This is a genomic window from Desulfovibrionales bacterium, from assembly GCA_028715605.1.
Lineage (GTDB): Bacteria > Desulfobacterota > QYQD01 > QYQD01 > QYQD01 > QYQD01.
Window position 1 is genome coordinate 17,159 of sequence record JAQURM010000012.1, and the last position, 25,867, is coordinate 43,025.

The following is a 25,867-nucleotide window of genomic DNA, read 5'->3' on the forward strand; positions in this document are numbered from 1 at the left end:
TTTTTGCCTCCGGGCGCTTTGGGCCTACTCCTCAGAGGGGTGGATTAGTCGTCGCATGCGTTTGGTCTGACTGCGCCGCTGTTTTGCTTCTATGCGGCGTCTCCGTGACGCAAGGGGGGCCATGGTCTTACGGCGAGGCTTCGGTATTTCTGCCGCTCTGCGGATCAGCGCTGCCAGTCGATCGATTGCGTCCTGGAGATTTCGTTCTTGCGTGCGAAAGCGTTGAGCCTGGATAATGAACATCCCGGACTCAGTGACCTTCTTCCCGGCGATGCGCAGCAGCCGCTCACGAATCTCGGGCGGAAGTGAAGGGGAGCGGATTACATCGAAACGGAGCTGAACGGCAGTTGCTACCTTGTTTACCTTCTGCCCGCCGGGTCCGGAGGAGCGCACAAACCTGAAGTGAAGCTCGTTATCGTCCAGCATAATTTTTGACGAGACCCGAATCATATCTTACTCCGCTTACTCACTATGGGCTTATCTTCCCCAGCCATTCGAGGATGTAACACTTTAGGTTCTTGGAAAATTGCCTTGGGCAAGGCGCTATAAGGTCCAAAATCCCCCTCAATCCCCCTTTTCCAAAGGGGGAAGCGTTTTTCCTCCCTTTGAAAAAGGGAGGTCGGGAGGGATTTTAAAATACTTTTTCAAACAGCTAACCCGTTACTCGATGATTATGCGACGCGTAAGGGAATTAACAGAACTAACACGACTGCGTTCCCCCTTATCCATAATACTCCCAACCGGCCGGCGTCAGGTGCATTGACTACTTAAGCTACCCGCCTTACAACAATGGAACAGATGTGCCACTCAATTATGAGAACGTTCTCTCGAATAACTCGGCGATTGCCTTCTTGCCGTTTTCTTCGAGAAAGCGCGTCCCTGTTCCTGCGAAATGAACATGGGTGATGACCGGCTCATTTCCCCTCTCGCGCTCAACCCAGTCTGTCTGAGTCCAACTGAACCACGCATTACGTTTCTGGTCGAATACGTATAATGGTTTGTTGCATAGTTTGGCGAACTCGGCGCCCCATCCTGTGCCACCCTTTACGGTTTTGTCCTCCAGTATCTCTCCAATCACGTAAATTTCCTGTCCGTTGTTAATCTGATACCAGATGCTTTGCAGAATTTTGCGAAATATCGGGCTGCTGGTGTAGCGGCGATTCATCAGCCGCGAAACGTATTCCAGGCTCACGTCCCCATTTTTTAGCTCTTCGTGGTTCAGTACCCGCAAGCCTCGTTGGCGAACGATGTTGTGTCCTTCAAATGTGAAGTTCACTTCTTCAATTCCAAAACGCTCCGCATTCGCCCCAAATTCCGCCTCAGCCCCTTTAACGCCGCCACTAAACAGAATAAACCCTTCCTTCTTCATGCTCGTTCCTTTCTTCAAATCCTGTGTTTTTATTTGTGCGCTGAATGAAGCATAGGTATGGCCTCACACGACTCAATTTATAACTTACCATGCCAGGGTTGATTCTTGAAAGGACTTTTCGTGGCACAGGTCGTACTTTATTCGATAATCATAAGGATATATAGGATAGGGACGTTGTGCATAACCCCTCACCCCGCCTTCTATCCAATTGCTTGCGCGATATCGGCGAGATTTACTTCTTTTGCACTCTTTTTCAAATCAAAAGAAAAGCAATGTGAGAAACAACGTTACTCTCTTACTCCCTCTTAAAAAGAGGTAGGGAGAACATTTCTCTACAAATGGAAACGATTTTCCACTGAGTTGGTATTTTGGTTCTCTTTTTCTATTGTCTTGACGCTCCTTCGCTATCCCGGTAAAAATATAACCATCGGATATAACGGATATTTTTCTTTTTTAAGATTATTCCGCAGGTTACGGCACAGGTTTTGCTTTTGTCTAGCCAGACAGGATAGAAAAGAATGGCCTCGGCTCATAAATTAAAGAGTTAGCCCGAACATGCCGATAAACACAATAAGCCAGAGTGCGGAAATTTGGTCTCTGGCCAGTGTATTTTGCCCAATTTTACTAGACAATGAAACTTACATGTGCTACGAGAACAAAAGAAAAAATTCTGCCATTAAAAGTTGGGTATGGAAATTTAGTTCCAGCTCCGCTTGGAGGTATGAAAAATGGTAGGTAATCCAGCACCGCAGGCTACTTTAAGAATACCCCTTCAGGGGATAAATATATCGTCACTGTCAGCTACGCTGGCGTTGGTTGTTTTCTTGATATTGTCTATTCCGGTGACTGCTATTGCCGCAGTCACCGGCCCCTGTGTCAACTGCCACACTATGCACAACAGTCAGGGTGGGGCAGCCATGGCTACATATGGGGGTGAAACAGGCCCTAATTCTTTGCTTACTCGCGGAAGCTGTATAGGTTGCCATGCCCAAGGCACCGCTAGCAAGATTGTAACTATAGGTGGTAGCGATATTCCCCAGATTTATCACACGGATGGGTCCGGGGATTTGGCTGGTGGAAATTTTAAGTATCTTGATACAGATGATAACAGGGGGCATAATGTCAGTGATTTCGGCAACCCCGATGGCACCTTGAATAGTGCGCCAGGTCATCATTCTACTACTGAGCCCACAACAAATACACTTACCTGTGCCGGACATAACGGCTGCCATGGTTATCGCAGATTTAACTACGGGAGTGGTTTGTCCACGTTAAAAGGTGCTCATCATGGGAATGTGGATGGCAAGTGCGACTCTGCCACTACTGTAGCAAACTCATACCGGTTCCTATACAATGTTAAGGGCTTTGAAAACATGGGAGCAAATAAGTATCAGAACCTGAATGCCACTGATCATAATGAATATTTTGGCACAACCAGCCCGGGGGAGACCGGGTGCCTTGACTGTCATGACATGGCCGATGACATGAAAATAAAGTCTCCTAATAACACAATAAGCGGTTTTTGCTCTACCTGCCATTACAATTTTCATAAGTTAAGCGGGATAGGGGGTAGCACCACGGGGCCCTTCACGAGACATCCAACTGATGTTGTTTTACCTGACGATGTTGCTAAAGAATACAAGGACTATACAACTTACAGTGTAGAAGCCCCAGTTGGCAGGACAACAGTCCCTGATGCACCAAGTGGTACCGTCACGCCGGGAACAGATGTTGTCACCTGTCTTTCCTGCCACGCCGCCCATGCCACGAATTACCCTGACATGCTAAGGTGGGACTACACAACTATGATTGCAGGCGGGGGATCTAATACTACCGGATGCTTCACCTGCCATACGCAGAAGGATGACTGATCTACCCTATTTTCTCTTCAGAATCCCCTTTATTGCCCCAGCCATTTCTCTAACTTCTGTATTTTCCTCTCAGCCGCCGGCATAGCTCACGGGTCATGCGAAACGCCTTTCCACTGTCTTTTCCACATCCGGGTTGATAAGACAGCAGGTGGCCGGGGAGAGCATACCTCGGGACAGAAGAAGCTTACGGTCGATGCCGCCTTTCCTTTCGCTATAATGTTTGTCCAAATTCAACTGAAATACCATACATTAAAATTGCGGTTCCCAAAAACCTATGATATGCATCCCATATCGGTAATGGATTTGTCAAAATGGCAAGGCTCAGGATGGCAAGCTATACATAATTTTTTAGCTGAAGGAATAGCCCTCTTATTACTTTTCGACCAGGTAACCCTTACGTAGGACGAAATGATTGTGTAAGTGTGAACCCTGTAGAATGTTGACAATCTCGCCGATATTATGGGAGTTATTTAAAACCGAACCCGCCTGGGAATAGCAAGGTAAAATTGTCGGTTAATCTGGGAGTTGCAAGATGAAAGATGAAGATAAGACAAAAAAGCAACTGCTGAATGAATTATTAGAATTGCGGCAGCGGATATCTGAACTGGAAGCATCAGGAGAGGAGTGCAATCGGGCAGAGCAGTCATGGAGAGAAAGCGAAGAACGATTTCGGACTATTGTAAATTCCGCACTGGATTCAATTTTCATTAAGGACGGTTCCTGTAAGTATCAGTTTGTGAATACTGCCATGGAGAGGCTATTTGGTGTTCCGGCTTCGGAGCTATTGGGAAAAACCGATGAGGAACTCTTCGGGAAAGATGCGGGAAAACATATAAGTGAAATAGACCGTCGTGTACTCCAGGGGAAGGTTGTGGAAGAGGAGCACACGAAACCTGTGCATAATGTTTTGACAACCTTCCACGTCATAAAAGTACCGATGAAGGATACTGACGGTAACATTGTTGGCTTATGTGGCATAGCCAGAGACATCACCGAGCGCAAGCAGGCCGAGCAGGCGCTGAGAAAGGCCCATGAGGAGTTGGAACGTCGTGTGGAGGAGCGTACCGCCGAGCTGGCCGCCAAGAACGAGCAGTTAGAGTTGGAAATCACCGAGCGCAAGCGAGCTGAGGAAGCTCTGCGGGCCTTGTCCGGCCGCCAGGAAGCCATGCTGGCCGCTATTCCTGACATTATTATGGAAGTGGATGCCGACAAGGTCTACACTTGGGCGAATGAAGCGGGTTTTGGTTTTTTTGGCAAGGACGTCATTGGTAAAGATGCCGCTTATTATTTTGAAGGGGAACAAGATACTTACCAGGTTGTTGACCCGCTTTTTAGCGGCGAAGAGAATGTGTTTTATGTCGAAAGCTGGCAGAGACGCCTGGATGGAGTACCGCGATTGCTGGCATGGTGGTGCCGGGCGGTTAAGAATGAAGCGGGGGTAGTGACGGGCGCGATATCGACGGCGCGTGACATCACCGAGTGCAAACGGCAGGAGGAGGCGCTGCGGGCAGCAATCAGGACAGCAGAAAATGAGCGGCTCAAAGCCGAATCAATTATCGAAAGCATAGGGGAGCCGCTGGGCATCATAGATACCGACTTCAGGTTTGTGTATCAGAACAAGGTTCACAGAGATTCTTATGGAGAACATGCAGGCCAGATCTGTTACAAGGCAATTAAGAACAGAGATGAGATCTGCGAAGGTTGCCAGATGGCCAAGTCTTTCAGTGACGGCAATATCCACACAACCGAAAGAATTGTGCCGAGGAGAGACGGTCCATTATACGTCGTGAATACCGCTTCTCCCTTAAGAGATTCGACCGGAAAAATCGTAGCAGGTGTTGAAATCATAACTGATATTACCGATTGGAGGCAGGCCGAGGAGGCGCTGCGAAAGGCGGAAGAAGAAAAAAGGATTATTTTGGAAACCATGTCAGAACTTGTAATTTATGTGGACACGAACATGAATATCTTATGGGTAAATCGGGCCGCAGCTGACTCGGCCGGCTCAACAGCCGATGTACTGGTGGGGAGTTATTGCTATAAAGAGTGGTTTCAGAGAAGCGAACCCTGTCCCCACTGCCCGGCCCAAAAAATCTTGGAAACCGGCCAGCCGCAGGAAGGGGAAACATATAGTCCCGATGGGAGGGTGTGGCATTTTCGAGGTTATCCGGTTAAGGATGACAACGGAGAGATCGTAGCGGTTGTAGAAGTAGTGCAGGAAATTACCGAGCGAAAGCGCATGGAGGAAGAAAAAAAGAAACTTGAAGCCCAACTCCAGCAAGCCCAGAAAATGGAGGCCATCGGTACTCTTGCCGGTGGTATCGCCCACGACTTCAATAACCTCCTCATGGGCATTCAGGGATATACGTCCTTGATGTTGCTGCACATTAACTCCAACCATGCTTATTTTGAAGATCTCAAAAGGATAGAGGCTGCGGTTGGAAAAGGAGCAGATCTTACCAGGCAACTCCTGGGGTTCGCCAGGGGCGGCAAATACGAGGTAAAGGCAACAGACCCAAATATGTTCATTGAGAAGAATCTGGGCATGTTTGGCCGTACCCGGAAAGAGATAAGGATTCATAAGAAATACCAGAAGGACATTTGGCCGGTCGAAGTGGATCAGGGGCAGATTGATCAGGTGTTGTTAAACCTTTGTGTCAATGCCTGGCAGGCCATGCCCGGTGGAGGAGACCTCTATATCGAAACAAGCAATGTTGTGCTTGACAAAGACTATGCCAGTCCGTTTGGTGTGAAAGCCGGCAATTATGTGAAGATATCGCTGACCGACACCGGGGTGGGCATGGATGAGGCCACCCAGAAGAGGATATTTGAGCCCTTTTTTACCACCAGGGAGATGGGCCAGGGAACAGGACTGGGTCTTGCCTCTGCCTACGGGATCATCAAGAATCATGGCGGCATCATCAATGTTTACAGTGAGAAGGGCAAGGGGACTACCTTCAACATCTACCTGTCGGCCTCAGGGAAAAAGGTCGAGACAGAAGATAAGAATCCGGCCGATGAGATGTTAAGGGGCGCAGAGGCTGTCCTGCTCGTTGATGATGAGGATATGATTCTTGGTGTTGGCGAAAAGATTCTCAGGGCAATGGGCTACAAGGTATTGCTGGCCGCATCCGGGAAGGAAGCGGTAGAAGCTTATAAGAAACACAAGGATGAGATTAATCTGGTTATCCTGGACATGATCATGCCGGACATGAGTGGCAGTGAGGTCTATGACATAATTAAGGAGATTAACCCTGCTGTAAGGGTGCTTCTTTCCAGTGGCTACAGCATAACCGGCCAGGCAGCCGGGATATTGGAACGTGGTTGTGATGGTTTTATCCAGAAACCCTTTGATATCAAAGCACTGTCGCATAAGATAAGGGAGGTTTTGGAGAGGCAATAGGCTAAAGTGCTCCACTATCCTTCGTGGCCGCGGGCTTAGGCTTGCATATAACCTGACAGGTGCTGCCTGAAAACAGGCAGATTCACTTGCTATGCGCTTTTTTATATTCTTCCTTCTCTTAACATCTTTAGTCAATTACGTAGAAAACTCTTTTTAAATCCCCCCAGCCCCCCTTTTTCAAAGGGGGGGTAAAGATGTTTCCCCCTTTGCGAAGGGGATAGGGGGATTTTCATCGTTCGAGGGTGCTTATATGAGCATGGAAATTTGTATGGAAATTGTGGCCGGATTTTTGTCGCAAGAATGTCCTTCCGGCAAAGGAAGGCAGCCATAGTTGGCTTTAATTGACTTTGTTTGTGGATGGTGGTAATAAAAAAGCGCTTTTCTGAGCGTAGGGAGCTAACTGATGGACTTTCAGACCTTGATTTTTTCGTTGCAGCAGTTCTGGTCAGACCAGGGCTGTGTGATCCAGCAGCCTATAGATATTGAGGTTGGGGCGGGGACATTTCATCCCGCCACATTCCTCCGCGTCCTGGGACCGGATCCCTGGAAGGTGGCCTATGTCGAGCCGTCCAGGCGTCCGGCGGACGGCCGCTATGGCGAGAATCCCAACCGCCTCCAGCATTACTATCAGTTTCAGGTGATTATCAAGCCCTCTCCCCTGGAGATTCAGGACATCTATCTGAAGAGTTTAGAGGCCCTGGGGCTGAATCCTAAGGAGCACGACATCCGTTTTGTAGAGGATGACTGGGAATCGCCGACCCTGGGGGCCTGGGGCCTGGGCTGGGAGGTGTGGCTGGACGGCATGGAGGTTACTCAATTTACTTACTTCCAGCAGGTAGGGGGTATAGACCTCCAGCCCGTTTCTGTAGAAATTACCTATGGGCTGGAGAGGCTGGCCATGTATCTCCAGGCCATAGACAATGTCTATGATATCGCCTGGAGGAACGGGGTCAAGTACGGCTATATCCACCGCCGCACTGAATATGAATTTTCCAGATATAATTTTGAGGAAGCCGATATCCGGATGCTCCTGAAACTATTCGACACCTATGAGGCAGAGGCCCTTCGCCTGGTTGATAAGGATTTGGTCTTGCCTGCCTATGAATATTGTTTGAAGTGTTCGCATACCTTCAACCTTCTCGAGGCCCGCAAGGCCATCAGCGTCACAGAGAGGACGCATTTCATCGCCCGTGTGAGGAATCTGACCAGGGCCGTGGCCGAAAAATATGCCGGTCAGACATAACTGGTTTTCGTCCGGAAACCTTAGGGTTCCGGACGAAGCGATCAGCAGTCAGCTATCAGCTTTCAGCTTAATGTTTTGTTTTCATAGATTTTTGCTTACAGCTAATCGCTGATCGCTGAAAGCGTGAAGTTCGCCCCGGCGGATCTGCCTCTGGCACGACCGGAAACTGTAGTTTCCGGATGAACATTGATTAAATTGGAGTCATAGTATGGTTCACGAATTGCTCCTGGAAATCGGGACAGAAGAACTCCCGGCCGGTTTTATTTCTGATGCCCTGGCCCAGATGAAAGAGATAGCCGCCCGTCTATTAAGTGAAAAAAACATCTCCTTCGGGAGCGTAAACGCTCTGGGAACTCCGCGGCGCCTGGCCCTGGTTGTATCCGACCTGGCCGCCCGTCAGCCCGACCAGTCCAGGGAGATTACCGGCCCGCCCAGGCGGGTGGCCTTTGACGCTGACGGCAACCCTACCCCGGCCGCCATAGGTTTTGCCCGGTCTCAAGGGGTGGATGTCTCCGCCCTCGCCACGATCCAGACCCCCAAGGGGGAATATCTGCTCATAAAGAAAGACGAAAAGGGTGAGGAGACGGCTGTTCTCCTGAAGGCCCTTTTGCCGGAAATCTGCCGCACCATTTCATTTCCCAAGTCCATGCGCTGGGGTTCGGAGACGATAAGTTTCGCGCGCCCTATCCACTGGATACTGGCTGTCTATGGGGGAGCGGTTATCCCTTTTAATTTTGGTTCGATCAAAAGTGGCAGGTCGACCTATGGCCATCGCTTCACAGCGCCTGACTCTGTAGAGGTCACAGACTTTGCCGACTATAAAGACAAACTCTCCCGGTCCGGCGTAATCGTCGATCCTGAGGAACGCAAGTCGATAATCATAAGCGGAATCGCTCAGGCGGCGGCCGCAGCCGGGGGCCAGGTTTTGCCGGACGAAGACCTTTTAAACACCGTCACTAACCTGGTAGAGTATCCGGCCGCGGTCTGCGGCTCCTTTGCCGCGGAATATCTCTCTATTCCCAGGCCCGTGCTCATAGCCGCCATGCGGGAACACCAGAAATATTTCGCGGTGGTCAATGCCGAAGGGGAACTTCTCCCCTATTTTATTGCGGTCAATAATACCCCTGTCGCCAACCCGGCTATGATTACCAGGGGCCACGAAAGGGTCTTGAGGGCCAGGCTCCAGGACGCCGGCTTCTTCTTCGCGGAAGACCGGAAAGAGTCCCTGGCCGCCCGGACCGAGAGATTAAAAGGGGTTATTTTCCATTCCAAACTCGGCACCTCCTATGAAAAGGTTATGCGCATCAAGGAGCTGGCGGTTTTTCTGGCCGAAAAGATTTGCCCGGACAGGTTGGCTGACGTGGAAAGGGCGGCTTACCTCTGCAAGGCCGACCTGCTCACGGCCATGGTGGGCGAATTCCCCACCCTGCAGGGGATAATGGGCCGTGAATACGCCCTCCTCTCCGGCGAGAAAAAGGAGGTGGCTGAGGCCATCCTCGAACATTACCGGCCCGCTTTTGCCGGTGACGCCCTTCCGGCCGGTCAGATAGGCTGCATCCTCAGCGTCGCAGACAAAATGGACACTATAGCCGGCTGCTTCGGCATCGGGCTGACGCCCTCGGGCACGGCCGATCCCTATGCCCTGCGCCGGCAGGCCCTGGCCATATTGCACATTATCCTGGGCCGTTCGTTCGATGTCTCTCTGAAAGAATTGATAGCCCGCAGCACGACCCTCCTGGCCGGCAAGATTACCGGGGATATAGATAAAACCGGGGAAGATGTCCTCTCCTTCTTCCGAACGCGTTATCAGCATCTTCTAAGCGGCCAGGCGGATGCAGACGTCATAGAGGCCGTCACATCTCTCCACTTTGACCGTCTCCGGGAGACCCAGGGCAGGATAGAGGCCCTGCAGCAATTCAAATCGCGGCCTGAATTCCAGGACCTTTCGACCTCCTGCAAGCGGGCAGTGAATATCTCACGTGATAATAAAGAAACAGACATTGATCCCGGCCTTTTTGTCCATCCGGCGGAAGGCCGCCTCTATACCGGCTATGGTCAAATAAATGAGAAGGTCCGGGCACAGATGGAAAGGCGTGACTACCCGGGCGCATTACAGGAGACCGCTGGGCTGAAAAAGTCCATAGATGAGTTCTTTGATGCGGTCATGGTCATGGATAAGGACGAACGGCTGCGCCGAAACAGGCTGAACCTCCTTACTCTCATCACAAATCTGTTTAAGAACGTCGCTGATTTTGGTAAATTGCAATCCGCGTCGTGACCTTATAGCAGCCTACCCAATATATAGTATATAGCCCTTGAGACTATACCCCTTATTGTACTTTATCCTTTACAGATTGCCACATCTTTGCTATTATATAAAATTAAGGTAATGTGTCATATATCCGGCCTGGGTACAGGCAATCAACAGCCGAAGGCGGGTGCTTATCGATGAAAATAAATCGTGTGGAGATGTTTGGCTTTAAATCCTTTGTCAACAAGACGAGTGTCTCCTTTAGCGAAGGTATTGCCGCTATTATTGGCCCGAATGGTTGTGGCAAGAGCAATATCGTCGATGCCATACGCTGGGTTTTAGGCGAACAGAGCCCAAGGCAGCTCCGTGGAAATGCCATGGAGGACGTCATCTTTGCGGGCAGCGAAAGCCGGGCCCCTTTAGGGGTGGCGGAAGTAACCATAACCTTGGCCAACGGCAACGGCAGCGCCCCTCCGCCCTTTGAAAATATGAGCGAGATCGCCGTAACCCGCCGCCTTTATCGTTCCGGAGAGAGCGAATACCTGATAAATAAGGCCCCTTGCCGGTTGAAAGACATCGTCTATCTCTTCATGGACACCGGCGTGGGGACAAGGGCCTATTCCATTATCGATCAGGGGCAGATCGGGAGCTTTGTAGAGGCCAAGCCGGGAGAAAGAAGGATATTGGTAGAAGAGGTGGCGGGAATCAGTAAGTTTAAATTCAAGAAAGACGAGGCCCTTCGAAAGATAGAGCACACCAGGCACAACCTTCTGCGCCTTGAAGATATCCTGGGCGAGATAAAGAGGCAGATGAACAGCCTGCACAGGCAGGCCAAAAAGGCAGATCGATACCTGGAGCTTAAGCAGAATCTAAAGGGGCTGGAGCTATTCCTGGCCTCTGCCGACTATGCTAAGTGGCAGGATATCCTCACCCGGAAGGAGGAGGTTATCACCCTCGAGAGTGAGAAGGAAAACGCCCTGGCCGCCCGGATAGCGCAGTTGGAATTACAGACGGAGGAACTGGAGCTGGCGAGCCTGGAGCAGGAGAAGCTCATCGAAGAGCAGAGGAGCAAGACGCATCATTTGGAAAAACTTATTCAGGACAAAAAAAATCGTATTGAATATCTTAACCATAGCCTGGAGGAGATAAAGCGCCATCTGGCCGAGACGGCCCAGGGCCTGGAACGTGAAGAGCAGCACAAAGAGGAGATCGCTGCGCAGAAAGAGAGGTGCATAAAGGAGTCCGAGTCGCTAAACAGCACGGTGGCGGAAAGGCATACGGAGCTTGCCGGGGCGGAAAAGCGACTGCAAGAACTGCGTACAGAGCAAAAGACCATATTGGATGAGCTTGAAGATCACAAGATGGAGATGGTCGGCCTTCTTTCCCGTGAAACCCACTACCGAAATCGGATACGAACCATAGAGCAGACCATGGCCGCTCTGAATCAAAAGCGCCGGAGAAATCAGGAAGATCGCCGGGAGGTCGCATCCGCCCGGGAGATAACCCGTCAGGAACGCGCGGCCAGGGCCAATGAACAGGCAGAATTAGAAGGGGAAATTAATGCCATACCCCCGTTTATTTCCCGCCTGAAGGCCCGGGAAGAGACCCTGGAAGAAAGGCTTCAGGCCCTGCAAAAAAAACTGCGGGAGATTACGCAGGCCCATACCCAAAAAACGGCCAAACTGGATCTCCTGAAAAACCTGCAAACCAACCTGGAGGGTATCCCGGCGGGAACCAGGACCTTGCTCCATAATAATCAAGGCGGCCACGGGATACAGGGGCTTCTGGCCGACTTCCTGGAGACTGAACCCGGGCTTACCATGGCCATAGAATCTGTCCTGGGCAGCAAACTGCAGTCGCTGGTGGTAGAAGATGTGGATCGGGCTATTGAGGCCATAACCTGTCTAAAGGACCGGGAAGGCGGACGGAGCGGGTTCCTCAGCCTTGCCGGGGAAGAGGCCGCTGCGCCGGCGGAGCCGGGTCATTTGCTCGTTCACCGGATCAAGGCCCTTCCTCCTTACCATAACCTGGTCAGGCAGTTACTGAGGGATGTCTATTGGTTTGAAACCATTCAGGAGGCCCGGACGTTCTGGGAAGGTCGGGGCGGTCGATGTACGGTAGTCACGCGCGATGGAGACATGATAGATCAGTCCGGCTTTATCGAAGGCGGCAGCCGCCAGGGAGCGCCCGCCGGGTTCTTCTCACGCAAAGAAGAGATACGGCAATTGACCGGGGAAGTGGATGAGCTGCGAAGCGCCATAGAGGAGACGAAAAAAGACCTTAAAGAGACGGAAACCAACTTTGCTGATATACAGACCGAACGAAGACAGAAAGAAGGGGAACTGGCGCAAAAGCAATTCGAGCATCGCCTCAAAAAGCAGAAACTGGAACAACTGGCGCAGACGGAGGAGATACATAAAAAGAGGCTGGCCCTTTTAGAACAGGAAGAGGCTGAATTTGACCGGGAAGGGGCCGCGCTTACGCGGGAACTCGCAGAGGTCAGGGAAGAGCTTGAGGAAATGCAGTCTGCAAAGTCCTCACTCCAGGCGGAGATAGACCTTCGGGAAAATGACGCGGCGGCCATGGAGAGCGAGATGGAAGGCAGTCATGCCCGTGTTACAGAGGCCAAGATGGAACTGACCGCCCTGAAGGAAAAAATCCGCCATCTGGAATCCGAAGCGGATCGCCTCGGTCAGGAATATGAAAGGCTGGGTGCGCTGGGTCAAAGATTGCAGGCCAAGATGGAAGAGTTTGTCGGTCAGCAGGACAAAATAGCCGGGGAGATCGCCGGCGCCGAAGGCAGCCTGACCATCGATACGCAAAAACAACAGGAAGCGGGTGAATTGTTACAGGATTACCTCCGGCAACATCAGCAAAAAAAAGAGTCCCTCATGCAAATTCAGGCCGCATTAAAGGCCGGGCAAAAGGATTTAAAGGAGGTTCAGACCGGCCTGAATTCCCTCTCGGTAGAGAAGACAGAGGCACAGTTAAATATACGGCATCTTGAAGACAAGATACAGGAGACCTATCATATCTCTTTGCGGGAAGAATATTCTGCCCATGCAGATTCAGCGCTTTCTACGGACGAAGCCCTGGCCGAGGCACAGCAAATCAGAGAAGATATCGCCAGGATCGGAGAGGTAAACCTGACCGCCATCCAGGAGTATAAGGAGCTGGAGGAACGGCACGCCTTCCTCTCCACCCAACAACAGGACCTTGTCTCCTCTATACAGTCCCTGGAACAGGCCATCCAGAAGATAAACCGGACCTCAAAAGAACGCGTCTATGAGGCCATCAAGGCCATAAATGAAAAGCTCTCTCTTACATTTCCCACGCTCTTGGGAGGCGGCCAGGCCGAGCTTGAATTGACCGACCCGGATGACCCGTTAGGCGCCGGTATTGAGCTATATGTCCAGCTCCCGGGCAAAAAACTGACCAATCTCAACCTGCTTTCCGGCGGCGAAAAGGCCCTGGCTACCCTCGCCTTACTTTTTGCGGTCTATATGGTCAAACCCAGCCCGTTCTGTCTCCTTGATGAGGTGGATGCCCCTCTGGATGAGGCCAATACAGAGCGCTTCAATAGTATGCTCAAAGAGATCGGGAGAGAGGCCCAGATCATACTCATCACCCATAATCAGAAGGTTATGGAGGCAGCCGACGTCCTCTACGGTGTGACCATGGAGGAGAAAGGCATATCAAAACTGCTTTCGGTGCGTTTAAACTAGTTTTCATCCGGAAACTCAACGTTTCCGGCCTACGGTCGGCCTAAGGCCGGATGGAGCAGCCAGCAGTCAGCTATCGGCATGAAGCCGGTCTACCGTTCACTGTTGACTGTTTACCGAAAGAAAATGTCGGATAACGGATAACGGATAACAAACATGCTGACGGCTGACAGCTGATAGCTGAAAGCCTGAATCCGGATGAACACTAATCTAAGAAAGGCATAAATTACCATGTTCAAATGGTTTCTAAAGAATAAAGAAAAACCGGTAGAAAAGGCGGAGGAAGAGCGCGGCCTTTTTCAGCGCCTTAAGGACCAGATAGCCAGGACCAGGGAATCCTTTGTCAAACAGGTGGACAGACTCTTCCTGGGTAAAAAGGAGATTGACGCCGATCTCCTGGACAGGCTGGAAGAGATATTGATCACCGCAGACCTTGGAGTATCCACCGCTACTGAACTCATAGAGCGCATCCGGGAGAAGGTAAAGCGCAAGGAACTCTCCGATGCCTTTGCCCTTAAGAATTATCTCCGGGAAGAGATACTCACCTTGCTGCGTTCTCCGCAAAAAGAAGGGGAAGAGATCACGGCAAGCCCGTTTGTCATACTCGTTATAGGTGTAAACGGCACAGGAAAGACCACTACCATCGGGAAGCTGGCCCACAGATTCAAAGGCCTGGGGCAGAACGTCATGCTTGTGGCGGCGGATACCTTTCGCGCCGCGGCCATTGAACAACTGGAGATATGGAGCAAACGGGCCGGTACCGATTTTATTAAACAGAAAAGCGGTTCCGATCCTTCTGCGGTGGTTTATGATGCCCTGGAGGCCGCGCAATCCCGGAAAACAGACGTAATGATTATAGACACGGCGGGGCGGCTGCACACCAAAGTAAATCTCATGGAGGAACTGAAAAAGGTACAAAGGGTTATTCAGAAAAAAATGCCCGGAGCGCCTCATGAAATCCTTTTGGTGCTGGATGCCACTACCGGTCAGAATGCCATCTCCCAGGCCAAGCTATTTAACAGCGCTTTGGGTGTTACCGGCATGGTCTTGACAAAACTGGATGGTACCGCCAAAGGAGGGGTTGTGGTGGGCATCAGCAATGAACTCAATATCCCGATCCGTTTTATCGGCATCGGAGAGAAGATAGAAGACCTAAGAGAATTCGACCCGGATACCTTTGTCAGCGCCTTATTCGACTAACCTGCCTAATACCTTACAATAAACGTCAAATACCGCCCGGCTGAAGAGTACAAAGCGAACCGTGTTGATCTCCGGGTGCTCTCTGAGGTAGCTGATAACTGTGGTCAAGGCAATCTCTGCGGCCTCCTCCACCGGATAACCGTACGCCCCGGTGCTTATAGAGGGGAAGGACAGGCTTTTAAGTCCATAGCGGGAGGCCAGGCGCAGGCTTTCCCGGTAGGCGCCGGCCAGAAGCTGGGGCTCATGTCTGGCGCCTCCCGTATAGATGGGGCCCACGGCGTGAATTACAAACCTGGCCTTAAGGTTACCTGCGGTGGTAATTACGGCCTGCCCGGTCGGACAGCAGCCGATAATCCGGCATTCTGCCATAATTTTCGGGCCGCCGGCCCGGTGTATGGCCCCATCCACTCCACCCCCGCCGGCCAGGCGGTCATTGGCCGCATTTATCAGCGCCTCGGTCTCTTCGCTTGTGATGTCCCCTTGCACCAACACCAGAGTGGATTTATTAACAGATACCTTCACGGCATCACTTCCTTTCTATTCGTATCCGGGGCAATTCCTGTCCAACTTGCTGATTCATGTGCTGTTGCCTTCAAATCCCCCTTGATCCCCCTTTTCCAAAGGGGGAAAATACCGCTAATCCCCCTCTTTGGAAAAGAGGGGGCAGGGGAGATTTTAAAAATCTTATTTTGGACAGATGTGATCCGGGTTAATTCCTGCGCGCTTTTTGACCAGGAAAAACAGCCTTCCCGTGTGTTTAAGGTTGCCGGCGGCCGCCTCTGCGTAAGGACCTGACCCCCAGAAGATATCCACACGCCCCGGTCCCTTTATGGCCCCTCCGGTATCCTGGTTCAGGACAAGGCGTGTAAATGACGTCCATCCCTCAATACAGCCATTATTATTCAACGCTGGTTTTTCGGCTGTTATCAGGGCAATAGCCCCACGTGGAAGCATTTGGGAATCCGTGGCAATAGAACGCCCCGGAGTCAGCATCTCGCCTAAACAACCGCGTGGTCCATCCTCCGCCAACTGGAAAAATACATAACTCTCATTATAGCATAAAATTCTCTCCTGTTCCTCCGGATACTTCTTCAGATAATCCTTCAGGCTGAACAGGGACACCTCTGAAGGCTCCATCTTGCCTTCTTCAATAAACAAGTTGCCGATGCTGCGGTACGGGCGCCCGTTTTTGGCCTGATACTGGGCAAACAGCGATTTGCCGTCTTCCAGTTCAATACGCCCGGAGCCCTGGATCTGCAAAAAGAAGGCCTCAATAGGGTCTGCGAGATAGAGTAGTTCAAGGCCCTTCCCCTGCAAGGCCCCCTGATAATCTATTTCACGCCGTGTATAATAGGGCACCAGCCTCCCTTTGCACGGCCTTCCCACCAGTGTCTTTGCCGGGTAATCAAGGCCAAAATCCTGAAGGTTTACGTAAAGCATATCGTCGGGCCGGCGATAAAGCGGATAAACGTATCCACCGGCACGCAGCCGGCTTCCCTTGAGAACCGGCAGATAGTAGCCGGTAAAAAGTACATCGCCCTGGCCGGTGCGGCCGCTGGATTGGTAAAAAGAAAATTTTTCTTTTACCAGGCGGGTGAAATCTTCCGGCGCAGCGCCGGTATTTATTATCTCCACGAGTGTCTTGACCGAATCGATGACCTCATCACGGCTGTAAATATCATCCCCGAACTGGAAACTTTCCTTGACCGGCAACCGTTCTAAATAGCCAAGGCTTTTTAGAGCGGCCTGACGCAGGGAGTCCAGATCCATATCATCCTGGAATGGAGGTATATCCCCTTCCGGCGTAAGGACGAGCGGCGGAGGTGGTGGGGGAGGTACAGGTGCCGGAGGAGGCGCAGGCGGCGGTACGGCCACCTCTTTTACCGCCGGCATACACCCGCCAAGTATAAGGATAATAACCGATAGCAGATAAATGAGGTTACGGATTTTTCCGGTCTTCATTTTTTCTCCCTTTATTCCCCGAGTACTGCCAAGAATCTTGCCACAGAGGGCACAGAGAACACAGAGTTATCAGTAGGTTAATACAGAATTTGGTTCCTTCCCTCCCCAGCTTCTCCAATGTTGTTGTTTGTCCCCAGAAAATGACTTAATCATAGCTCTGGAGAGTGCACAAGTCCCGGAGATACCAATAAAACTATCTCGTTCTTAACTGCTCTGTCTTTTTCTTTTGATTTCTTTACGTGGCTCTGTGTTCTCTGTGGCTTATTTTTTGTGAAACTTTTGGCACTACTTTGTTCTGGACACGCCGGTCTTGCGTGCGGCAATAATGGCGGCCTCAGCCACTTTCCCGGCTACCTCCGGGTCAAAAACACTGGGGATGATATACTCCGGGCCCAGTTCATCCTTTTTTACCGCGCCGGCTATGGCCCGGGCCGCCGCCAGCTTCATTTCTTCGTTTATGTCTTTCGCCCGGCAATCCAGGGCCCCTCGGAATATCCCCGGGAAACAAAGCACGTTATTGATCTGATTGGGGTAGTCAGAGCGCCCGGTGGCCGTCACCGCTGCATACGAGGCAATATCCTCCGGCATGACCTCCGGGACGGGATTGGCCAGGGCAAAGACGATAGCCTGAGTCGTCATCTTCTTTATATCATCCGGCGTTACAATCCCTGGAGCCGAGACACCGATAAACACATCCGCTTCCTTCAGGACGGCCGCAACACCCCCCTTTTCCCGCGCAGGGTTGGTCCGCCTTGCGTATTTCTCCTTGACGGGAGACATGTGTTTCCTTCGACCCCGGTAGATAGCCCCGGCCCTGTCACAGCCGATGATATTTTTGACCCCGGCGGCCAGCAGGATATTGGTCACGGCCACGCCGGCCGCGCCTACCCCGCTTATGACCACTTTAATATCCGGCATCTTTTTGCCCACCACTTCAAGGGCGTTCATCATGGCCGCCAGCACCACCACCGCCGTGCCGTGCTGATCGTCGTGGAAGACAGGGATGTCCAGTTCCCTCTTAAGACGCTCTTCTATAGTGAAACACCGGGGGGCTGAAATATCTTCCAGGTTAATGCCGCCGAAACCAGGGGCTATGGCCTTGACCGCCGCTACTATCCCGTCTTCATCCTTTGTATCCAGACAGATGGGGAAGGCATCCACCCCTCCGAATTCCTTAAAAAGTATGGCCTTACCCTCCATGACCGGAAGCGCGGCCCGGGGCCCGATATCCCCCAGACCGAGCACGGCGGTGCCGTCCGTAACCACGGCCACGGTATTCGCCTTGGTCGTGAAGTCGAAGACCTTGTCTTCATCCTCATTTATTACCTGGCAGACCCGCGCCACACCGGGGGTATAGGCCATAGAAAGCTCGGTCTTGGTTTTCAGTTGTATGCGGCTTTTTATCTCCAGCTTGCCCCTTTCGTGCAGTCTTAATACCTCATCCACTACTTCCAGAATCCGCACCCCTTCTATTTTGCCTATTTTTTCCAACAGGGCCTGGGCATGTTGTTCGTCACGGGCATGGAAATTGGCCTGCGCCTGGACAGCATTCCGGGCCTCACTTAAGATGTGAATATCTATGAGACGGCCGGCACCACTTTCAATGGCCGCCGCGACCTTTTCCGGCCCGGAGCGATCCGGTGACTTCAACCGGACCGTAAAATTATAGGCAGGGCTTAACGGCTTTTTCATACTTATAAAGTTAACAAAAGGGGCTAGTTATGTCAATTTTGTTTTCCCTCCTCGCTTGTTGACAGCCCCACGCTCATTTGGTAAAAGGTAACACCATAATTAAGACAGCTTCGTAAAAAAACCTTTTCACCGCTGAGCACGCAGAGTCCGCAGAGAAAAGCCGTAAACTATTCAATATGTTATCTCAGCGTCCTCTGCGGTAAAATTTTACTTTTTACGAGATCATCGATTATAATTATTTGAGACACGCTGGCAAAATGGGGAAAAAATCACAGGGCTGGGAGCCCAAGATCATCGCCTTTCTTTGCAATTGGTGCAGCTACGCCGCGGCTGATCTGGCCGGCGTCAAGCGGCTCAAGTATCCGGAAAATGTGCGCATCGTGCGCGTCCCCTGTATAGGCAGCGTAAGCCCCTATTTCATACTGTTTGCCCTGCGGCAGGGGGCAGATGGCGTAATTGTATCCGGATGCGCCCCGGGAGATTGTCATTACCGCAGCGGTAACCTTTACGCCCGCCGCCGGTTTCAACTATTCAAAAATCTGTTTAATTTTATGGGCATGGAGGAGGATCGCCTGCACTTTGCCTGGATTTCTGCGTCAGAAGCAGAACTCTTTGTAAAAACCATGCAGGAAGTTACCGACCGGGTAAGAACCCTCGGCCCGTTAAAATATCTCAAAAAAAGCCGACCTTGATGGTTTGTAACACTTTAGGTTTTTGAAAAATATGCCTAAGCAAGGCGCTATAAAGGCCGAAATCCCCCTCAATCCCCCTTTTCCAAAGGGGGAAGCGTTTCTCCTCCCTTTGAAAAATGGAGGTTGGGAGGGATTTAAGAATACTTTTTCAAACAGCTAAACTGATACGATGGTTTAAAAGTCAATGCCTACCGAAGCCATACGAAGCATAGCGGCGAAGGCCCTGGAAGAGAAAAGGGTTGACCTGGTTATAGGTTTCACGCCGGGAGCAACCACGCTTATTACTCAGCCGGCGTTTATAGAAGAGTCTTCCGCAGCGGGAAAGCTCATCTGGAATGACTTCTGTGTGAGCAACCTGGCCAAGCATCTGCTCAGGCGGGATAAGAAGATCGGCATTATCGCCAATGGCTGCACCTCACGCAATATCGTGGTTTATATCGTAGAAAGTCAAATCAGAAGGGAAGACATCTATATTATAGGCGTTCCCTGCCAGGGGATGCTGGACAGGCATAAGATTAAGGCGCTCTCAGGCAAAAAAAAGATAAAAGACATCAGGACGGAATCCGACCGGGTGACATTGTCCGGTGATGCCTTCACCAAGGAATATCCGCGCCGCGAGATCCTCCGTCAGAGTTGCCTTTATTGCCGGCATAAAAACCCTGTCATCTACGACATCCTGGTTGGAGAGCCGGTCGGTAGATCCGCCGAGAGGAGGGGGGATGAAGATAAAGAAACGGCCGATCAGGATATAGAGGTGCTGGAGGCCCAATCTGCAGAAGAACGTTTAGAATACTTCCGAACTCTATTTGACCGCTGCAAGCTGTGTTATGCCTGCCGTAATGCCTGTCCGGTCTGCTATTGTCCGACCTGTTTTACGGATCGAACCGATCCCAAGTGGTTTGATAAACCGCCCGCCTCCGGAGACGCCTTTACCTTTCACCTTCTCCGCGCCATGCACTCGGCTGGCCGCTGCACAGACTGCGGGGCCTGTGAGAGCGCCTGTCCGGTGGGCATACCAATAACCAAACTCACCCGCAAGTTGAATAAGGACATACGCACGCTTTACAACTTTGAGGCGGGATTGAGCATCGAGACGCCCTCACCCCTTTCTGTGTATGATCTGGAAGACCCGCAGGATTTCATACTCACCGAAGAACTCAAAAAGAAAGCCAAAACCAGCGCCTCCTAAAAGTGAAGACCCTACCGCCCATTCTTTCTTGATATCATTACAAAATTGCATGATATTGGCTCATAATATTCAAGAAAATATCAAGAATAAAAATTGATTTTATATGACAGGCTTGATAATAGGTATGATATACAGAAACTATACAATAACTTGTTTCCCCCTCCGCTACGCTCCGGTGGGAATGCGGCAGTTAGGTGGCTGAACGAGATAGTTTTATGAAGCAAGGCACAATATGAGTAGTCCCTACCATACCGATTTGCAAAGGCAATTGGACGCAATCTGTGATGCATTGGAGAAGACGAACACAATCTCAAAGATTCTCGACAAAGAATGGTGCGAAACAATACGAGGTGAAATAGTCAATTTTAAGACAGATGGCGTTTTCTCGAGTGATTCAGCGCTCATGTTTTTTCACCTTAAACACCCTTTCCGAGGAGTTCCATGGTTTGAGAATGCCCAGTCGCTTGTCTTAAGCGGCAGAGTAGAAAAGCTGAATTCTAACGAGAGATTAGCTTTGGCTTTTATTGGCTTGGATCCTCTTAAGGTCTTCTTGCCTATCTGTGACGAAAGACTCACTGCGCTTGCAAAACTGCCTTTTCAAACTGAGAAAATCGCGGGTAAATTCCATCAGCTAAAGGAACGTCGATTCGCCCCTGATTTTCGCAATCATCTCTTCGAATTGCTCGTTTTGGGCTTTTTTGCGAAAGAAGGCGTCCTCATTGACATAGAGCCAGCAGACACCATGGTTGATGGTGTCATAAATATAGACAACCGTCAAATAATTCTGGAGGTTACCTTCACTTCCCAGGAGCTCTTGTCCGACCAGCCTGGGGTGCACTGTGGTGACATGGATGCCTTAATCGGTCAAGTGGTTTATAAGGCCAGAAAAAAGGCTGCGAATGGATGTCAGCTTGCTCTTGCTAAAGGTGTACCTGCCATTTTGATTCTCGGGTTGAATCGGCTTGGTGCAGATGATGTAATTTCAAGAATTGGAATAGAAATGTGTTTTGATGATTCTGACTTTTTTAAGCTTTCTGGCGTGGTCGTGTCGGATACCTGGAAAGTAATGACAACACGATTTTATAGAGGAAAGAGGCCTGAAATATCTTTGTCTGAGGCTGAATCTAAGGCCTTAACTACTTGGTTTGGTGAGCAAATCTAGGATTCGGACCATCTAACCTGTCGCTCCATCTGACAGCGAAAGCCTTGCGGTTTCGCTGTCGGTGAGCTTTTCATTCTCCCTATAATAAGAGGCCATACAAAATGAAAAAATGCCCATTCTGTGCCGAGGAAATTCAAGATGATGCTATTAAATGTAAGCATTGTGGGGAATGGATCAATAAAACAAACATTCCGCCCGTCAGTAATAAAGATGAAGAAAAGAAGATTGATAAAGTAACTCAGGCAATTATTAATGATGCACAGACTAAACAAAAAGGGTTTGGTTGGGGTAATTTTTGGATATTTATGGGATTTCTTCAGGGGGGAATTGCATTAACTTTTGGTTTCATCTTTGGAGTGACAACGGAATACATTCCAAATAGATGGACAGGATTGATAATAGGTATTTTAGGTCTTGGTTCAGTTTTTTCTTAATGAAAAGAAAAAAGATCGGTCTTTATTTTGTGTATTTGATATTGTTTATTACTCTTATTGGTGGTTTGTTTGATACATTTAATTCCGATCCAGTCGCTCAAACTGTAGATTTTGTGAAGGGGTTAATTTTTATTTTAATTCCACCGCTATGGTTTCTTTATTTTTGGCGTAGAAGGCAACGGTTCAATTAAATGGGGACAAAGGGCACGTTGTTGACGATGTTGAATAAGGACGAGGCCGATAACGTTGGTTCTTACGTTGCATAACTTATTTATTCCTTTCCATTTTCTCAATGATACGGAAGCGCCAGGCAGGGCACTGTTTGGGTGTCAACTCAGCAGGGTCGCATGGGATTCAGATCAACAAATAAACAACACTGATCTGCTCCTTCATTACAATTTGCCCGATGCTTACCATGGGTTATCCCCAGCGAAACAAAAATCCTGGGGAAAGTTTCTATCCTTGTTAGTCTTGACAATTGTATATAGATAATATAGTATTTGTATATACAAACAGGAGGAGGTAGACAGTGTGAAGCCCTCGGTGAAAATGACATCAATTAGGCTGGATACCAAGCTTGCCGATGACGCAGCGAAGGCGCTAGGTGTAAAGAGCAGAACCGAAGCGGTTCATATAGCCTTACGCGAGATCGTAGCCCTTAATAAATTTAAAAGGTTAATGTCCAGGCACGGCGGAAAATTAAAGTTTGAGGCTCATGGCGGGTAAGATTATCATCTTCGACACATCAATTTTTATCGACCACTTAAGGACTAATAGGTTCAGTAATAACTTCCAGAACCTGAACGGTATTATAAGAAACTCTGCCGTCGTCTTATCCGAATTGGCACGCGGTGCTACCAAAGAAGCGGAGAGAGGCTTTGTAAGTGCGCTGGCGAAGAATCATCCCATACTTATCCCTACAGAGAAAAACTGGCTCGAATCCGGTGAGATACTATCAAGGATTTATAAAGATAAAGGATTTTCTCCCGAGAAACTGAGAGACTTGCATTTTGATGTCCTGATAGTGCTTACTGCCAGAAACTACGGGGCAACCGTAATCACTTCAAACAGAATGGATTTTGAACTGATAAAGGCATACAGAGGATTTAATATCGAAATCTGGTAAAAACCCAGGAATATAGAACGGCCAATGGGGACAATTTTTTTGGTATCTGAATCACGGCTGTCCGGTTAACTGTTGAACAAATTCAATCGGTTACTTACAATTGGTTCCAATTCTTGCAGGCGGATTGAGGGGAGCTTCAAGCTTTCATTATCAGGGGTAAGTTTGTCTGTAAAGCGAGGAGAAAAGATCGCGCACAATTACGGCTATGAACTTAGCGATCCTTAAACTGCAAAAGTAAGGGGCGTTTTTTGCCATATTGAATTAGGCTGCGCCCAACTCAGCATAGAATCTTTATCGTTAGGCGTAAATGAGTCTATGGAAATTGACATAGGAAAAGTAATATCAGTTATAACGGCCATGATTGGATTGGCGTCAACGTGGGTTGCTTACAAAATGACGGTGGCCAAATGGGATAAAAACTTTGCTGATGCTAGTGATCTTGTACGACTCGACAACCCCAATATTTCAATCTCTCGTTGGTCAAAATCCACTGTATGGTGGCTCTGGGGGCCTGCGATATTACTCCATGTGTTTAATGGCATTATTTCACTGAAACTAGAAATTGATGTGCTTCCGGTTGTTAGCTTTATTGCGGTCGCTATTGGGTTATTTTTTGTATTGCCCATGTATTTTCAAGATCCCGACGCTTCGACAAAGAAGGCGGAATTTGAATTGTTAGCAACCAAAGATGATGTTATTAGAAAGGTTATCAAAGCACTAAGTATGTCAGGCGTGAGAATAGGAAGCGTGTCGGTAGATGATGGATTAGTACAAGGCAAAAGAGGGTTAACTTGGAGGAGCTGGGGGGAAATAATCAAAATTAACATAGAAGAAGTAAACGGTGGCAAGTCAAGAATCCTGATACAATCATCGCCGGTGGAACCAGGTAGGCTGATTGATATGGGGGCTAGTCGTCGCAATATTTCAGATTTTCAAAAAAATCTTATAGGTCTAAATTAGATTTTTTTTCGGTGAATTCTACTTCAAAGTGCACCATTTGAGGTGCCCAGATATAACCCTGCCCAATAGTCCCGTTACTGTGTATAATATGGGCGATTATACACATAGGAGGCAAGAAATGAGAACGAATGTAGTTCTTGATGACGATTTAATGGAATCCGCCCTCAAGGTATCCGGCCTAAAGACAAAAAAGGATGCCATAGAAGAGGGGTTAAAATTGTTAGTGCAATTGAAAGGCCAGAAGAAAATCAAGGGCTTTCGAGGAAAACTCAAGTGGACTGGTAGTCTCGACGCGATGCGGTTAGACAAATGATTCTCATTGATTCGTCCGTCTGGATCGACCACTTCAACGGCAATAAAATGGCGCAGACGGATTGGCTGGATTCTTCTCTTGAACAAAGTTCCCAGGCACAAACAGCCCGTATATCGCCGGACCTGTCAAGCCGAAGCCGACTCGTTCGCCTTTATTTTCACAATCTTCGTGGGCTGACCTTCTTCACCTTCCAGCCGGTAACCGTAGGCAGACAGCGTCTGGAGGGCAGGGCGTCCAAAAAGGAAATCCATATCCTCCTTCTTTATGCCTAACGTTTCCTCCATAAACATGCGGACGTGCAGGTCGTAGAGAATTATATCCAGGGCCTTATCCTCAGATGTATGATCCAGTTCCTGACCTTTCTCCAGGATGGAACTCAATAATTCGTGAGAACACCGTTTTTCATGCGCCGCGATCACTTCCCACAGGGGGTTGTCTTCGGGGAGAATGGCCTTTCTGTCCAGGGGGGTAAGTGATGAAAATACCTCAAAACTTTCCGGATTCCAGCATTCCAACGTCCGGCATTGCCGGGGACGGTTTTCATAAATGCCGCACCCCTTATCTTTGTAAAATATACACGGACCTTCGTCGCCTTCCTCTTTTACTTTTATCAGTTCCTCAGTCAATATCACCGTGCGCCCTTCCTTGGGTGAATAGCCGATCTCGCCTTTTCTGAGCGTCATAATATCTTTCTTATCCAGGACGCCGTTCATCAAAAGGGCTAAATCCTCTTCGTAGAGAGTAGGGCTGCTTTCCTGGCAACAATCGCCGCAGCGTACACAATAAGGCCGGGTGGCATAAATCGCCTTGGTCATCAAGGTATTCGTCTTTTGCCAGGCCTCGGCCATTTCTTCCGGGGTAAGGCCGTCCCATTTTTCATAAATCTCTTTGTAAGCCGGATCCTCCTCCACAGCCTTTATTACCTCGGTTAATTTGGCCTTGGAATGCGCCGCTTTTAAAAGACTGGACATGATCTGCCGCCACAATATACCGAATTGGTCTCTATCGATTCTTTCAGTTAACACTTTGGTCCTCCCGGATGATTCTTTCTTTGATGTGTTTTTTACATCACAAAGGCTGCCAATGCCACCTTTTTTTGCGGAGGGTGTAAGATCGCCCGTCTCTACCTACTCTTAAGGGAACCCCATGTCCAGAAACTAATTGCATTTTTTGCGACTTCTATATATTAATTGTAACCGTTTACTGTTCACTGTTGACCGTTCACCGGAAAGACGTTCCTCGTGCTTTTCAGGGGATATTAGGCTCATGGACTCTGGT

Annotated in this window: 21 protein-coding genes; 14 read left to right on the plus strand and 7 right to left on the minus strand. The window is 49.6% G+C overall.

Features of this window, described 5'->3' with window-relative positions; all coding sequences use genetic code 11:
- Window positions 1-24 precede the first annotated feature (24 nt).
- Together arfB and PHT49_10435 are read right to left on the minus strand one after the other, a co-directional pair.
- Window positions 25-450, minus strand: coding sequence for an alternative ribosome rescue aminoacyl-tRNA hydrolase ArfB (gene arfB / locus PHT49_10430; GenBank protein ID MDD5452298.1), 426 nt, complete (start codon window positions 448-450; stop codon window positions 25-27).
- Window positions 451-811: 361 nt separating this feature from the next.
- The gene (locus tag PHT49_10435) at window positions 812-1,369 is read right to left on the minus strand and encodes a hypothetical protein (GenBank protein MDD5452299.1); all 558 of its coding nucleotides are present in this window, start codon (window positions 1,367-1,369) and stop codon (window positions 812-814) included.
- A gap of 728 nt (window positions 1,370-2,097) precedes the next feature.
- Between PHT49_10435 and PHT49_10440 the strand changes: the two genes are divergently transcribed.
- Complete coding sequence (locus tag PHT49_10440) at window positions 2,098-3,240, plus strand: cytochrome c3 family protein (GenBank protein MDD5452300.1); 1,143 nt, start codon at window positions 2,098-2,100, stop codon at window positions 3,238-3,240.
- A gap of 93 nt (window positions 3,241-3,333) precedes the next feature.
- Here PHT49_10440 and PHT49_10445 read toward each other — a convergent pair whose 3' ends face one another.
- On the minus strand, window positions 3,334-3,474 hold the full coding sequence (locus PHT49_10445) for a hypothetical protein (protein ID MDD5452301.1): 141 nt from the start codon (window positions 3,472-3,474) through the stop codon (window positions 3,334-3,336).
- Between the two features lie 298 nt (window positions 3,475-3,772).
- On the opposite strand from PHT49_10445, the gene PHT49_10450 reads away from it, so the two are divergent.
- The 5 genes from PHT49_10450 (at window position 3,773) to ftsY (ending at window position 15,059) form a co-directional block, all read left to right on the plus strand.
- The gene (locus PHT49_10450) at window positions 3,773-6,643 is read left to right on the plus strand and encodes a PAS domain-containing protein (protein ID MDD5452302.1); all 2,871 of its coding nucleotides are present in this window, start codon (window positions 3,773-3,775) and stop codon (window positions 6,641-6,643) included.
- A 403-nt stretch (window positions 6,644-7,046) separates the two neighbouring features.
- The gene (locus PHT49_10455; protein MDD5452303.1) at window positions 7,047-7,886 is read left to right on the plus strand and encodes a glycine--tRNA ligase subunit alpha; all 840 of its coding nucleotides are present in this window, start codon (window positions 7,047-7,049) and stop codon (window positions 7,884-7,886) included.
- 208 nt (window positions 7,887-8,094) lie between these two features.
- Window positions 8,095-10,164, plus strand: a complete 2,070-nt coding sequence (glyS, locus tag PHT49_10460; GenBank protein ID MDD5452304.1) for a glycine--tRNA ligase subunit beta — start codon at window positions 8,095-8,097, stop codon at window positions 10,162-10,164.
- A gap of 170 nt (window positions 10,165-10,334) precedes the next feature.
- Window positions 10,335-13,862: a chromosome segregation protein SMC gene (smc, locus tag PHT49_10465; GenBank protein ID MDD5452305.1), complete on the plus strand. Its 3,528-nt coding sequence runs from the start codon at window positions 10,335-10,337 to the stop codon at window positions 13,860-13,862.
- 228 nt (window positions 13,863-14,090) lie between these two features.
- Window positions 14,091-15,059, plus strand: coding sequence for a signal recognition particle-docking protein FtsY (ftsY, locus tag PHT49_10470; GenBank protein ID MDD5452306.1), 969 nt, complete (start codon window positions 14,091-14,093; stop codon window positions 15,057-15,059).
- Here the strand turns inward: ftsY and PHT49_10475 are convergent.
- From PHT49_10475 to PHT49_10485, 3 genes are all read right to left on the minus strand, one after another.
- Window positions 15,048-15,581, minus strand: a complete 534-nt coding sequence (locus PHT49_10475; GenBank protein ID MDD5452307.1) for an O-acetyl-ADP-ribose deacetylase — start codon at window positions 15,579-15,581, stop codon at window positions 15,048-15,050. The genes ftsY and PHT49_10475 overlap by 12 nt on opposite strands.
- Before the next feature lie 162 nt (window positions 15,582-15,743).
- Window positions 15,744-17,021 carry an MltA domain-containing protein gene (locus PHT49_10480; GenBank protein ID MDD5452308.1) on the minus strand — a complete coding sequence of 426 codons (1,278 nt, stop codon included), beginning with the start codon at window positions 17,019-17,021 and terminating at the stop codon, window positions 15,744-15,746.
- A 285-nt stretch (window positions 17,022-17,306) separates the two neighbouring features.
- The gene (locus PHT49_10485) at window positions 17,307-18,713 is read right to left on the minus strand and encodes an NAD-dependent malic enzyme (protein ID MDD5452309.1); all 1,407 of its coding nucleotides are present in this window, start codon (window positions 18,711-18,713) and stop codon (window positions 17,307-17,309) included.
- A gap of 257 nt (window positions 18,714-18,970) precedes the next feature.
- On the opposite strand from PHT49_10485, the gene PHT49_10490 reads away from it, so the two are divergent.
- The 8 genes from PHT49_10490 (at window position 18,971) to PHT49_10525 (ending at window position 24,589) form a co-directional block, all read left to right on the plus strand.
- Complete coding sequence (locus PHT49_10490; protein MDD5452310.1) at window positions 18,971-19,405, plus strand: hydrogenase iron-sulfur subunit; 435 nt, start codon at window positions 18,971-18,973, stop codon at window positions 19,403-19,405.
- 184 nt (window positions 19,406-19,589) lie between these two features.
- Window positions 19,590-20,594 (plus strand): 4Fe-4S binding protein, encoded by a 1,005-nt coding sequence (locus PHT49_10495; GenBank protein ID MDD5452311.1) that lies wholly within the window; start codon window positions 19,590-19,592, stop codon window positions 20,592-20,594.
- A 232-nt stretch (window positions 20,595-20,826) separates the two neighbouring features.
- Complete coding sequence (locus PHT49_10500) at window positions 20,827-21,756, plus strand: hypothetical protein (protein MDD5452312.1); 930 nt, start codon at window positions 20,827-20,829, stop codon at window positions 21,754-21,756.
- Window positions 21,757-21,857: 101 nt separating this feature from the next.
- Window positions 21,858-22,190 (plus strand): hypothetical protein, encoded by a 333-nt coding sequence (locus PHT49_10505; GenBank protein ID MDD5452313.1) that lies wholly within the window; start codon window positions 21,858-21,860, stop codon window positions 22,188-22,190.
- A gap of 531 nt (window positions 22,191-22,721) precedes the next feature.
- A complete protein-coding gene (locus tag PHT49_10510) occupies window positions 22,722-22,916 on the plus strand; it encodes a type II toxin-antitoxin system VapB family antitoxin (protein ID MDD5452314.1) in 195 nt (64 codons plus the stop codon).
- The gene (locus PHT49_10515; GenBank protein MDD5452315.1) at window positions 22,906-23,316 is read left to right on the plus strand and encodes a type II toxin-antitoxin system VapC family toxin; all 411 of its coding nucleotides are present in this window, start codon (window positions 22,906-22,908) and stop codon (window positions 23,314-23,316) included. The genes PHT49_10510 and PHT49_10515 overlap by 11 nt, the downstream gene beginning before the upstream one ends.
- A gap of 315 nt (window positions 23,317-23,631) precedes the next feature.
- Window positions 23,632-24,276, plus strand: a complete 645-nt coding sequence (locus tag PHT49_10520) for a hypothetical protein (GenBank protein ID MDD5452316.1) — start codon at window positions 23,632-23,634, stop codon at window positions 24,274-24,276.
- Between the two features lie 118 nt (window positions 24,277-24,394).
- Window positions 24,395-24,589 (plus strand): type II toxin-antitoxin system VapB family antitoxin, encoded by a 195-nt coding sequence (locus PHT49_10525; protein ID MDD5452317.1) that lies wholly within the window; start codon window positions 24,395-24,397, stop codon window positions 24,587-24,589.
- Between the two features lie 125 nt (window positions 24,590-24,714).
- Here PHT49_10525 and PHT49_10530 read toward each other — a convergent pair whose 3' ends face one another.
- Window positions 24,715-25,614 (minus strand): YkgJ family cysteine cluster protein, encoded by a 900-nt coding sequence (locus PHT49_10530; GenBank protein MDD5452318.1) that lies wholly within the window; start codon window positions 25,612-25,614, stop codon window positions 24,715-24,717.
- Window positions 25,615-25,867: the final 253 nt, after the last annotated feature.